The organism is Allopusillimonas ginsengisoli, assembly GCF_004153455.1.
Lineage (GTDB): Bacteria > Pseudomonadota > Gammaproteobacteria > Burkholderiales > Burkholderiaceae_B > Allopusillimonas > Allopusillimonas ginsengisoli.
The window spans coordinates 68,450-81,168 of sequence record NZ_SDQE01000014.1; the positions used below are offsets into that span (position 1 = coordinate 68,450).

Here is a 12,719-nt window from a genome sequence, read left to right on the forward strand (position 1 = left end):
CATGACTGCTGCCACCACCCTGGCCGTGGACGAACGGCGTGTTTCGCGCTATCTGCCCTACTCCCACCATGTCACCGACCAGATCATTGCCTGCGACAACTATGAATACCTGGCGGTCATCAAAGTAACAGGACGCGCGCCGGACGCCTATGCACAAGATGAGCTGAAAGATTGGATCGAAGCGCTGCATAACGTACTGCGCGGCCTACCCATGGGATCGCTTGGCTTGTACTCCCACATCGTGCGCCGCCGTGTCACGGAATATCCCGACAGCACCTTTAACCAGCCCTTTGCCTCCCGATTCGATGCCGCCTACCGTGCCACGTTCGATGCCTCGGGCCTCATGATTAACGATCTATACCTGACGGTGCTTATTCACCCAGTACAAGATCCAATACTGGGTACATTCGCCAGTCTGGAAAAAGCCGACGCGCAACGCATTGCGCACTGGCAAGCCGAATCCATCGAACGCCTGAACGGCATCATACGTGCCTTGAGCGCTGGCCTGTACCGCTACGATCCACAACCCCTGGGCATCGTAAATCGCAAGGGCTTTGCTTTTAGCGAAGCCGCCGAGTTCCTGGGATTTCTGCTTTCCGGTACGCACCGGCCCGTACCGATCAGCCGGGAACGCTTGCGTGACACCCTGCCCTACGCCAGACCGATATTTGGCCGTCATGGAGAGTTGGGGGAACTGAGGACGGTCGCCAGCTCTCGCATCTTCGGCATGATGGAGCTGCGCGACTACCCGGAAGCCACAAAACCTGGACACCTGGATCGGCTGCTGGGCCTGCCGCACGAATTCGTGCTCACTCAATCGTGGGGTAGCCATACTGGGGCCGCAGCTAAGAAGCTGGTCAAGAAGCATCACAAGCTGCTGGTCGATTCCGGCGACGATTCGATCAGCCAGGTCACCCAACTGACTGAGGCCATGGACGACCTGACGTCAGCTCGCTTGGGTCTGGGCGATCATCACGCCACGATGCTGATTTATGGCGACACGGCTGAAGGGGTGCGCCAGGCCTTGGCCCAGACCGCCACGGCGCTGGCCGAAGAAGCGGTCGGTTTCCGGCCACTGGATCGAGCGCTGGAAGCCGGGTTCTGGGCGCAACTGCCCGGTAATTGGCATTGGCGGCCACGCCCAGTGCCCATCACATCGCTCAACTTCCTGTGCTTTTCCAGCCTGCATAACCAGTTGACCGGCAAACCGGTCGGCAACCCCTGGGGACCAGCGGTCACGCTGCTCAAAACTCAGACCGGTAGCCCGTTCTTCTTTAACTTCCATGCCTCTACCGAGGACTTAGACGAAACCGGAAAACGTCGTCCGGGCAACACCATGATCATTGGGATGACCGGCACGGGTAAAACCGTGCTGCAGGGAATGCTGCTTACCCAGGCGCAGAAGTTTGGCGCAACGTGTGTGGTCTGGGACAAGGATCAGGGCATGCAGGTGCTCATCATGGCGCTGGGGGGCCGCTACTTCAACATCCGCCTGGGTGAAGCAACAGGCTGGAATCCGTTCCAGATGGAGCCCACCAAAGGCAACGTCGCCTTCATGGTGCGCCTGGTCGTATTTCTGGCCGAGCGCCGTGGCGAAGCGGTCACCACACGACAGCAGTCCGAGATAACCCAGGCAGTGCAGCAGCTAACCACGCTGATCGACCGGGAGGCCCGCACGCTATCGACCCTGAATACCTTGCTGCCCAACCCGTACAGCGACGATGACACTACAAGCACCATTCATGCTCGCTTGGCCCCGTGGTGCCAGGGCGGTGAATACGGCTGGGTGTTCGATAATCCTGCCGATGAACTGAGCCTAGCCACCGACACAGGCCAACCCGCCATCTTCGGATTTGATCTGACCGAACTACTCGATGATGAAGCGGTGCGAGGTGCAGCCACGATGTATCTGAAGCACCGTATTGATGCCCTGCACGATGGCCGGCGCATCATCAACCTGTACGACGAGTGCCAGCACCCATTAAAGGACAGGCATTTTCAGGAAGACATGCAGGATGCCAGCCGCACCATCCGCAAGAAAAACGGCGTGCTGGCCTTCGCCACCCAGGAGCCGGGGGCCATCACGGACAACCCGGTCGGCCCCTCCCTGGTTCAGCAGACAGCCACCTTGATTCTGCTGCCCAACCCCAGAGCCAAGGCCCGCGACTACATCGAGGGCTTTGGCCTGTCACCCACTGAGTTCGAGTTATTGAAGTCTTTGGGCGAGGCCAGCCGAAAATTTCTCGTCAAGCAAGGTTCAAGCGTCACGGTCGCGCAACTGGACTTGTCCGGCTGCGAAGACGAACTGTTGGTGTTCTCTGGCAGCCCCGACATGGCTGAGATAGCCGAACAGGCCGTGGCCCAGGCCGGGCATGATCCGGCCGCCTGGCTACCCGTGTACCTGGACACCGTCAAACAAAGCCGCCAGTTAACCGCCATCTCATAAGAAGGTAGCCTATGAAACCAGACCCTCATGATCGGGAAAAGCAGCTAGCAGCGCTTGAACATAACCAGCGCCAAACACAGGCCCGCGACGACCCACAGGCAACGAAAGGTCAGGACTTCTATACGCGTCTGGGACTTTCCGGCCCGGAAGCGCAAGCGGACACCCCGGATGATGCTTTTGTCATTTCCATCTATTGCGACCATTGGACGCATCAAGATCGGGAAGTTGGTCAAGCCAGTACGTACGAAACCGAGCTGGACCATGTCACTGTCGATGCCGACGCCCTGGCGCAGCATGTCGAGCAATACGGAATCACCGAGACACCCTGCAGCCATCCCGACATGTCACCACAAGCTTGCTTTCGCTCCACTTTTCCACCCGAAGATCGTGCCTATTTTGAACAAGGGGTACACAAATATTACAGCCTGCTTATTCACGAAATGAACGGTCGCCCGCCTGCTTCCGACAATTATCAACAGGTAGCTGACCTGATCAGCGTACGTTTCGATCACCGCCCGGAGCGGCATGAACAGGAGGATCCAGATCTATGCCTATGATCCCATCCAGTCCGCACCGCGACTCTACTTTCGATGACACCATGGGCACGGTCTGGCGGAACATTCTGAAACATAAACAAAGGTCCTACTGGCTTACAAAGACCGGACACGTTTGCAGCGTGACCGACGCCCGGGCAGCATTCAAACGCAGTCCGGCCCACCCCAACAACCGTTCACCATAGGAAACCCAATGAATCGACGACATTTCATCACTACTGTTAGCGCCGCTGCGCTACTGACCATCGCAGCCGGATGCAAGACTGAACCAGGTGGTGAAAAGTTTCTTGGGTACTGGAAATCAGATAGCAAGTATGACCCTGATGCCATCCACATCACCCGAAACGGCGACAGCTTCCTCTTCACGCTCGTCACCAAGAACCCTTTTGGTGGCGGCTACCAAACCCACAAGCTACCCGGCAAGCTGGACGATTCAGACAACATTCTGGCTGTAGGTGACAAACGCGTTGCCTACGATGAAAGCGCTGACCTCATCGTGTCGGGCCAGATGAAAGCGCATCGCACGACCGAAGCCGATTACCAAGCCATTGCGAAGCAGGCCAGTACCAAACCCTGACCTTCGCGCCTGAAGGCGCATTCCCCGGAGTATTTCTCATGACACGCTGCAAGTCATTTGCGGCGGGCATCGCCCTGTCCGCTATTTTCCTTAACACCGCCCAAGCCAGCGGCATCCCTACAGTCGATGCTGCCACCATTGCGCAGTTACAAGAGCAATTGCTCACCGCAAGGGACCAACTGAAGAACCTGACCGAACAGCTGGCTACCGCCAAAAGCCAACTTGCTGCGTTTACACAGTCCAGTGGTTTCGGAAATGTAGTCGGCAGTCCCGACATCCGTGACCAGTTGCGTTCAGCTCTGCCTTCAAATTCCCAGGGGCTACTTGATCGCTCAAACGGCTCAAGCCTGGATGGCGACGTTGGCCGTGTTACCGACTCGGTGATGGCTCCGGTAAATTTTGAAGCGGATCGTGCAGAACTTTCAAAGAAGGCGTTGAACATCGAAGCGACAGCCAAGGCCATGAGTCAACGAGCCTATGACTCCATGACCCAGCGTCTGGCCAATGTGGACGCACTGCAAGACAAGATCAATCAGACGACCAACCCCAAAGAGATATCCGAGCTACAGGCTCGAATCCAAATTGAGCAGGCCAATATCCTGGCCGAGCAAACTCGCATTCAGCTAGCCTCTCAACAACTGGAGGCAGAGCGTCACCTGTTACAGGCCAGAGCAGAACGGGTATATGGTGGCTGGTTTGGGGATAACGATACTGCTGGCGTAGATGCCGGATCCAAAGAGTAAGGCGGTACCATGTCTGGCCTCACTCCTTCCGTAACCCCACCTTCAGCTCCTAGCGACATTGCCCAATGGGTGATGACTCAAACCGAAAATACATTGAGCGATGCGGTTAACGGCCCAATGCAAGCGCTATTTGAAGCCCTAATGCCGGTCATCACGGTAGGGCTTACGATTCAATTTGTGGTTTACGCGTTTGCACTGATGCAGGGCCAGAGCAGCATGACCGTCACAGAGTTCTTTCGCAAGGCCATTCTTGTAGCCATTGTCGCAATGATTTTTGGCACGGGAGGTTTGTACCAGAACGATATCGCCGAAACCATGATTGCGCTGCCCGACGATGTTACGCAAATCGCCCTGAGTACCGGCAGCGTGGCCCAAGAGGTGGACAAACTGCAGAACGAAACCGGCAAGGCATCAAACGCCATGATGGGCAAGGGCCAAGATGCCTGGTTCAACTTTCTACCATCTACCAAAGAAGTCTTGGTCAGCCTTCTTGCCACGATGGTACGAGTCAATGCTGCCGTGGTAGGCAGCATCATCATGGTGATAGTTGTGGTCTGCAAGGTCGGCATGGCGCTCGTCGTCGCCACGGGTCCCATTTTCATTGCAGCTACTCTGTTTGAACCCACTAAACCACTCTTCAATAGTTGGGTTTCACAAGCACTGAATTTCATATTTCTGGCGCTATTGGCCGGCCTGATTTTCGGACTATTGCTGCAGATGAACATCCAGCTCATCCGTATGATTGCCGATCAGATCAATGGCGGTGCCAAGGATATTATCGGGCTTTTCGGTGCCCAGCTGCTTGTCGGCATCGCCAGCCTTGTCATCATGGTCATGATTCCAGGCCTCGCAGCCGGTCTCTCCAACGGCTTTGGCGCTCAGCTCGGTGTGGGTACCGCGGCCAAAGGAGCATTCTCAATGCTACGACTGCGTAGCATGCTGCGCCTGCGCGCCAAATAGGCAATCCGCCTGTCGGCCCTAGCCGGGCCAATCAACTGACTTTCTATTCCCCAATCCTTCTGCCGGTCCGGCAGGATAGGACCCTTTCTATGAAAAACCTTTTTGCCGCCCTCGCGCTGGCCGGGCTGTTGGCTGGCTGCGCCTTTCATGCGCCCCAGCCGCCGCAACCGGCCGATACGCCACGCGTGCCGGTCAATGCCACGCCGCCTCTTTTCAAAGGAGTTTGACTCGTGTCCGCATCTCTCAAATCCGAAGACGTTGCCGCCTACCTGGAGCAGTCGCGCGGCCTGGAACGCGATCATCTCGGCGAGCTCGTCAGCAGCCGTAAACGCGCCTGGCAGGTGGCCATCGGAGCTGGCCTGATCGCCCTGGCCTCCATCGCTGCTGTTGCGGGCCTCACCCCTTTGAAACAGCCGCCCGAAATGTATGTGGTCCGCGTCGATAGCGCCACCGGCTCCATCGAACATGTCAGCAGCCTGGGCCAGCCGCTCGAAGACTACGGCCAGCGCATCGCCAAGTATTTTCTGAACACTTACGTGCTTAACTGCGAGGGCTACAGCTGGCAGACGATACAGGAACAATTCGACACGTGCGCCCTGCTGTCCTCTGCACCCATCCAGACGCAGTACGGCAAACGATTCGAAGGGCAGGACGCTGTCACGACACGCCTCGGTACCCAGGGCACAGTCGATGTGCAGATTCATTCGATCACCTTGGGTGCCAACCAGGCCGCCATCGTGCGCTTTACCAAGACGGAGCGGGAAGTCACCACGGGCAACATCACCAGGGCTCAGCACCTGATTGCCACCATGGCTTACCAATACACCGACGTGCCACTCACCGAAGAGGTCGCCCGCCTGAACCCGCTGGGCTTTCAGGTCATGCGCTATGACCTGGCTGCCGACCTGTCGCGCTGACATCGACAAGGATCTGAAGGAATTCTTATGTTTAAACATTTCCCCAGTCGGCAGGCGCTGGCGTTGTTTCTTTGCCTAGCCATCCCTGCCAGCGCCCTGGCGCTGGAGACCCCTCGTTCCTCGCGACTCGACCACCGCGTGCGCTATGTCAATTACAACGACGCCAATGTCATCCAGCTCAATGCCGTGATCGGCGTGGCCACCCATATCGTGCTGGAGCCCGGCGAAAAATACGTCTACCACGTCTTTGGCGATAGCCAAGCCTACGCGTTTACCTACAAGAACAATCATCTGTTCTTCAAACCCACGGCAGAAGACGCCAACACCAACCTTATCGTCGTCACTGACAGGCGCGACTATAGCTTCAGGCTCTCGTACAGCGACAACCGCAACTCAGCCGCCCTGTACAAACTCGTGGTCCGTTATCCAGAGGTTCAAGCCAGGCAACGAACCCAGGCCGCACAAAAGGCTGCGATTGAGCGATCCTTACAAGCCGTCAGCGCTGACATGAACTGGCAAGCCTACACCCGCAGCGGCGACGCAGCCATCGCACCGGTACACGCCTGGGATGATGGCCGCCAGACCTGGCTGCAGTTTGCACCGCAAGCCGACATCCCGACCGTGTACCGCGTCACACCAGATGGCCAGGAAGTCATCACCAATCACCACATGGCAGATGAGCGGACGATGGTGCTTCATCGCACGTCTGCCTTATGGCATCTGCGCCTGGGCGACCAAGTGCTGGCGATTCACAACGGCGCCTACGGCACCACACTCGTACCAGCACATACCGGGACAGCGTCACCCGCAGTCAGACGCAGCATCAAGGGTAGTGCGAGCCCACAATCGTCCACTGCGGCACCTGTGCCCACCATCCGCATACGCGAAGCCACGCAAGAAAGGAATTCCCCATGACGGAAAAGGAACAAGACCAGGCACAAGCACAAGCCTCACAAGAGGGGAATCCTAAAGACGCTAACCTGGAGCGGGAAACACTGAATCTGGAAGCAACCGGGCGCAGCGCCCCACGCGGTGCCCGCGCATTTCTGTGGCTCACCATTCTGATCGCTGTAGCAGTGGCTGTCGGCGTGCTCATGAAGGTCTGGAGCCGCGAACCAGAGGCAAAAGCCGATAACGGCCTGGAAGCCGATCAAAGCGGCATTACCAATCGCCTCAAAGCCCCCAAGGTAGAACGCCCAACACCACCTCCAGCACTGCCGCCTCCGACGCCCGAGCCAACGGTGGTGCCCAGCTACAACGTCCCGCCACCCATGCCCGCAGCCCCGCCTCCTGTCGACGAACTTACCCAGCGTCGGCTGGCTAGTCCGCTACAGGCCGGTGGTGCAGACGCAAGCGGCACAACCCCAAGCCAATCAAATGGCCCTCAAGGCCCTTATAGCGATGCTGGCCCTCTGGCCGACAAGCTGCGACCGCTGGAGCTGGCCCCATCAGTGGCCGGGCAACTGGGTGACCGCAACTTCCTGCTCACGCAAGGCACCATGATCGACTGCACTCTGCAGACAAAACTGGTCAGCACCCAGTCCGGGCTTCTGACGTGTCTGGCCACACACGATGTCATGAGCGCCAACGGCAAGGTCAAGCTTATTGATGCCGGCACCAAATTCACGGGCTATCAGTCTGGGGGCATACAGCAGGGCCAGGCCGGCGCCTTTGTGACCTGGTACCGACTGGAAACACCTACCGGTGTCATCGTGAACTTGAGTTCGCCCGGCACAGGCCCGCTGGGCGAAGCGGGATTGGGCGGACATATCGACAACCACTTCTGGGAACGCTTTGGCAACGCCATCCTTCTTTCTCTGGTGGGCGACTTCGGTAACTGGGCATCCAATCAAGGGCAATCGGGCAGCAACAACATCCGCTTTGACAACACCGCCGAAGGAGGTCAGGAAGCGGTCGCAAAGATTCTGGAGAAGTCCCTGGACATTCCCCCCACCCTTTACAAGAACCAGGGCGAGCGTATCGGCATCATGGTCGCCCGTGATCTGGATTTCAGCCACGTCTATGAGCTTGAACCCATCCACTGAAGCGATCCCCTTTGATCGATCCATTGCGGTTCGCACCTTTCTGCGACCTTTGTCCAAACATCAGGAGGATCCCAATGTCACTGAAATTGCCATCGTGCGAGCCGGTGAGCTTTACACCCGCACACGCGGCGCCTGGCAGCTTCACGAGTGCCCCCAGCTTTCCTACCCCCACCTGGAGGCCCTGGCCACGGCGCTGGCCGCGTACAACCACATGGCACGCAGCCCCATTCAATCTGTCGTCCTGCCCGATGGCGAGCGCGGCCAGATCGTGCTGCCTCCGGCCTGCATTGACGGCACTTTGGCCATCAATATCCGCAAGCACGCCCAAGTGGCGCTCTCCCTGGAGGAACTGCACGCGCAAGGCGCGTTTGAGACCACCCACGACGCCGCCGCCCAATACACGCCAGACGGTATTTCGAGAGCCGATCAAGAACTGATGGCGCTGAAGGATGCTGGTGATATTCCCGGATTCCTGCTCGCTGCCATTCAGGCCCGCAAGAACCTGGTCATTTCCGGCGCGACAGGTTCGGGCAAAACCACCTTTGCAAGATCGCTAATCGACCGTGTGCCCGTCGATGAACGCCTGGTCACCATCGAAGACGTGCATGAGCTCATTCTGCCCCGGCACAGAAACCGCATTCATCTGATGTATGGCGGCACACGCGGTCGGGTTTCGGCCACCGAAAGCTTGGCCGCCTGCATGCGCTTATCGCCAGACCGGATATTCCTTGCCGAGCTGCGCGGCCCTGAAACCTGGGATTACCTGGCGGCCTTGAATACTGGCCATCCAGGATCAGTCACCACCACCCACGCCAATGGGGCCGCCGATGCCTTTGACCGGCTGGCGATGCTCATCAAGCAATCGCCCACGGGCGGCAGCCTTGATCTGCCCACCATTCAGGCCTTTCTGCGCCAGACCGTAGACATCGTGCTGCATTTCGAGCGGTTTCGGCTGAAAGAGCTCTGGTTTGAGCCCAGGCGGCAGATCAACACCTGAGGCACCCACGCCCTGAGAGGCACCCGTTTCCATCCTTGCGGACTGGCATCGCTGCCTGCCCGCATCTACCCCTGAACCCGTGTGAGGCGCTGCACACGTTCCGGGCAGGCCTTGTATGGGCTCGCCTGGAGCTTTTACCTATGACCTCATCCACCCGCCTGCCCTTTCACAAGGACAAGAACCTCCTGCGCCTGTCAGCAGCCATGCAACGTGCTCAGCAAAAAGCCACCCAGGCACTGGCCGCCGCAGCACAAAAGCAGGCCTCAACCCCTACACCATTCATACTGCCCGGTATCAATGAAACAGCACGCGCCATTCCGAATTACATCGCCCGTAGTGCTATCTTCGCACCGGTTCGCCGGGGTTGGCGCATCCTACACGATGACACCGTGTTTCTGGAAGGCAGCAACATCCTGCTCAAAGGATCCGGCAAACAGTTGAGCGAAGACCACGCCGACATCTGGATGCACGCCATATACCTACAAACCACGGCTCTGCCAGGCGATCAACCTGTCATCAATCGTGCAGATTTCTTACGCGGAATGGGTAGGAATACCAGCGGAGCCAGTTACGAATGGCTGCACCAAAGCATGAAAGACCTCGCCAAGTTCGTAATATGCATCGAAGCAAAAAAACGGAACGGCACCGTCAAGTACAGCTATGGCAATCACCCTTCAACTCGAGTGCTGCCAATGATAGGAGGCTTTGATTATGACGAACCCACTGGCATCTACACGCTACACATAGACCCACGCTGGGCACAGATTTTCAGCAATCGCGAGTATGCATTAGTGGATTGGGAAAAGCGTCTAAAAATGCGTCACGATTTGTCCAAAAGCCTACAACGGCTTGTTGGAACCTCCGCCGATGAGATTCAAAAATACAGCTTGGATATTCTGAAAGAAAGAGCGCAATACACCGGGCGTGTACGAGATTTCAGACCCTCTTTGGAACGCTCACTTCTGGAGCTTGAGCGGTTGGAAATTATCGCCAAACCTCGCATAGAGATCAGCAGCAAAAACCAACTACAGGCAGTCTGGATACGTTTAAGTCGATAAATAAAGCAGCAATCGAACGGTATTTTTAGGCTGTGGATAACTCGTCTTATCCATCGTAATAGCATCGCGCCTTCGTCGTAATAACATCGCGGATTATCGTAATAGCATCGCGCTTTATCGTAATAACATCGCGTACGATTTCTGGAAACCCGCATGAACAGGTTCATTCCAGCCATCGCAGCGCCTTCTACCTTATTTCTACCTTGTTACTACCAGCAAGGCCTGTGGATAAGTCAGGCTATCTTGCATTGTCACGCTGAGCAGCCGCGCAGCGGCTGCATCGGTCTGCAGCAGACTACACCCGCCCTTCCGGGCACCACCTTCTCTCATCCGCCATCACTTCCCTTCAAGCCGCAAGGCAAAGGAGATCCCATGCACACAACCATCGACACCCACATGCTCGACATCGTTCAACAAGCCGCTCACGATGGCATTGGCACCATGAGTTTGGGCGAAGCCCTGACTGCAGCTCTGGTGCTAGATCGCAGCGACTGGCTGCATGATCGCGGCTACAGCATCGCCGAAGCCCTGGATCGCATCGGCCCGCACTGGGCCGCTCGCCTCTGCACCGTGGCCCGGCAATTTCACACCGAAGCGACTCAAACCCGACTTCGGTACTCCTTCGAAATCATCCCCCACCCGTCCGACGCTGGCGGCTACACCCTGCGCTTGCTGGATGATGGTCAGGAGGTCGACGGTGGGCAATTCTCTGCACGAGGCAAGCAGACGGAGGCCTTTCCAGCCCTATCGCACTGAGCGAAACCGTGATTACTCCAACTTCAGGAAACCTATGAGTGAATCTGCACCTGTAACACGCTACCGCACTGTCCTTGCGGCCCTGGACCCTCGCATCAGCCTCTCAGCCCAGCTACGAGCGCTGTTTCCCCTGATCGAGGTTGAAATGGCTGCTGGTGTGCCACATGCCGCCGTGCTGGACGATCTGGCTGCCGCAGGTCTGACGGTACAGCGCAGCACCTTCGCCATCACGCTGTACCGATGGCGCAAAGCCCAACGATCCGCAACCAGAAAACGCCTGAATGCAGCGGCCTCTGTCGATGACATGCCCAGTCAGCCAACGCATGCGAGCAACCCCCATCCACCATCTCCCACACCCGATGCCATTCAAGGCCGACCACGCAGCATCCAGACACCCGGCGATCTACGCAAGATCCGCGACATGCGGGTAGACCTGGAGGCCTTGCGCCGTGAAGGCCTGGCCAATCGCACTCAATCAGCTGACAACACCCCCACAAAAAGGAATGAACCATGAAAGTCGCCGTCCTGAACTACACCGGCTCCGTTGGCAAGACAGTCGCTGCCTCTCATCTGCTGGCACCGCGCATGAATAGTGCCCAGATTTTCGCAGTGGAATCCACCAACGAAACGGGCGCTGACCTGGGCCTGAATGTCGATCAGCTACGCGGCGAGCACTTTGGCCGACTGTTCCGCGAACTACTCACCCGCGAAGATGCGATTGTCGATGTGGGTGCCAGCAACATCGAGGATTTTCTGACGCACATGATGCGCTACGAAGGCGCGCACGAGGAAATGAACTACTTCGTACTGCCTGTCATCAATACCGGCAAGGCCCAGCGCGAAACCATCAAGACGGTGGCGGCCCTGGCAGAACTGGGGGTTGACCCAGAGCGGGTAAGGATTCTTTTCAATCGTGTCGATAGCAGCGTGCACGACGAGTTTCCCTCAATCCTGGCCTATGCCGCCAAAACAGGCGAAGTGCAGGCCAACCCTCAGGCTGCCATTTACGAAAACGAAGTCTTCGAGTTGCTGGCCGACCAACGCACCACGATTGCCGATGTGCTGGCTGACCAGACTGACTACCGCGCCCTGCTTCGCGCTGCCGAACCTGATGACCACTTCCGAATTTCACAGCTAAGCAACCGGCACGCCCTGCGCGCCCTGGCCAAACCGGTGGATAGGCAAATGAACGCGGCTTTTACCGCGCTGTTTTCCTGAGCTGGCCACCATGGAATCACACTCGAATTTCAGTGGCGCTCGTACCAAGCTGGATTTGCTGTACCACGAAGTATTGGGTGAAGTCGCTGGCCTGGTGAACAGACTGGAAAGCGCCACCCAAAGCCTGGATGCAGTGCAAAAGCAGATGCAATCCATGGGCGAAGCGCAGCAAGTCTTGCCTGAACAACTCAGCCGCCATCTGACCGCCACGATGGAAGCGGCAGCCAAACCCATCAATCAGCAGGCTCAACACGCCATCCAAACCATGCTGGATCGCACCAGCAACCAGCTGGATCAGTTGTCCCGGGATGCCGCCCAGTACGCCAGCATCGCCCACCGATCCGCACGACGTATGGCAATCGTCGCCCTGGTCGTAGGCGGTATAGCAGGCATTCTGGGTGGCTTGCTGGCAGGCTTGGCCCTGGGTCAGATCCTGATCTCTTGAGGA

Annotated in this window: 15 protein-coding genes; all 15 read left to right on the plus strand. The window is 57.6% G+C overall.

Going from position 1 to position 12,719, the window contains the following annotated elements:
- Window position 1: 1 nt before the first annotated feature.
- The 15 genes from ERE07_RS18960 (at window position 2) to ERE07_RS19030 (ending at window position 12,716) form a co-directional block, all read left to right on the plus strand.
- Window positions 2-2,446: a VirB4 family type IV secretion/conjugal transfer ATPase gene (locus tag ERE07_RS18960; RefSeq protein ID WP_130010615.1), complete on the plus strand. Its 2,445-nt coding sequence runs from the start codon at window positions 2-4 to the stop codon at window positions 2,444-2,446.
- Between the two features lie 11 nt (window positions 2,447-2,457).
- Window positions 2,458-3,003, plus strand: coding sequence for a hypothetical protein (locus tag ERE07_RS18965; protein ID WP_130010616.1), 546 nt, complete (start codon window positions 2,458-2,460; stop codon window positions 3,001-3,003).
- 190 nt (window positions 3,004-3,193) lie between these two features.
- A complete protein-coding gene (locus ERE07_RS18970) occupies window positions 3,194-3,577 on the plus strand; it encodes a hypothetical protein (protein WP_130010617.1) in 384 nt (127 codons plus the stop codon).
- Window positions 3,578-3,615: 38 nt separating this feature from the next.
- Entirely contained in the window at window positions 3,616-4,320 is a 705-nt protein-coding gene (locus tag ERE07_RS18975) for a TrbJ/VirB5 family protein (RefSeq protein ID WP_130010618.1), read from the plus strand.
- Window positions 4,321-4,437: 117 nt separating this feature from the next.
- Entirely contained in the window at window positions 4,438-5,280 is an 843-nt protein-coding gene (locus tag ERE07_RS18980) for a TrbL/VirB6 family protein (RefSeq protein WP_245153784.1), read from the plus strand.
- A gap of 89 nt (window positions 5,281-5,369) precedes the next feature.
- Window positions 5,370-5,507, plus strand: coding sequence for a hypothetical protein (locus tag ERE07_RS18985; protein WP_012250609.1), 138 nt, complete (start codon window positions 5,370-5,372; stop codon window positions 5,505-5,507).
- 3 nt (window positions 5,508-5,510) lie between these two features.
- Window positions 5,511-6,197: a VirB8 family type IV secretion system protein gene (locus ERE07_RS18990; protein ID WP_130010619.1), complete on the plus strand. Its 687-nt coding sequence runs from the start codon at window positions 5,511-5,513 to the stop codon at window positions 6,195-6,197.
- 27 nt (window positions 6,198-6,224) lie between these two features.
- Complete coding sequence (locus ERE07_RS18995; RefSeq protein ID WP_130010620.1) at window positions 6,225-7,112, plus strand: TrbG/VirB9 family P-type conjugative transfer protein; 888 nt, start codon at window positions 6,225-6,227, stop codon at window positions 7,110-7,112.
- Window positions 7,109-8,242, plus strand: a complete 1,134-nt coding sequence (gene virB10, locus ERE07_RS19000; protein ID WP_130010621.1) for a type IV secretion system protein VirB10 — start codon at window positions 7,109-7,111, stop codon at window positions 8,240-8,242. The genes ERE07_RS18995 and virB10 overlap by 4 nt, the downstream gene beginning before the upstream one ends.
- On the plus strand, window positions 8,220-9,239 hold the full coding sequence (gene virB11, locus ERE07_RS19005) for a P-type DNA transfer ATPase VirB11 (RefSeq protein WP_130010622.1): 1,020 nt from the start codon (window positions 8,220-8,222) through the stop codon (window positions 9,237-9,239). The genes virB10 and virB11 overlap by 23 nt, the downstream gene beginning before the upstream one ends.
- Window positions 9,240-9,379: 140 nt before the next feature.
- Window positions 9,380-10,297: a TrfA gene (locus ERE07_RS19010; protein ID WP_130010623.1), complete on the plus strand. Its 918-nt coding sequence runs from the start codon at window positions 9,380-9,382 to the stop codon at window positions 10,295-10,297.
- Between the two features lie 153 nt (window positions 10,298-10,450).
- Window positions 10,451-11,053, plus strand: coding sequence for a hypothetical protein (locus tag ERE07_RS19015; protein ID WP_130010624.1), 603 nt, complete (start codon window positions 10,451-10,453; stop codon window positions 11,051-11,053).
- A gap of 34 nt (window positions 11,054-11,087) precedes the next feature.
- Entirely contained in the window at window positions 11,088-11,567 is a 480-nt protein-coding gene (locus ERE07_RS19020) for a hypothetical protein (protein WP_130010625.1), read from the plus strand.
- On the plus strand, window positions 11,564-12,271 hold the full coding sequence (stbB, locus tag ERE07_RS19025) for a StbB family protein (protein ID WP_113933132.1): 708 nt from the start codon (window positions 11,564-11,566) through the stop codon (window positions 12,269-12,271). Before ERE07_RS19020 ends, stbB begins: the two co-directional genes overlap by 4 nt.
- 10 nt (window positions 12,272-12,281) lie before the next feature.
- Entirely contained in the window at window positions 12,282-12,716 is a 435-nt protein-coding gene (locus tag ERE07_RS19030) for a hypothetical protein (RefSeq protein ID WP_130010626.1), read from the plus strand.
- Window positions 12,717-12,719: the final 3 nt, after the last annotated feature.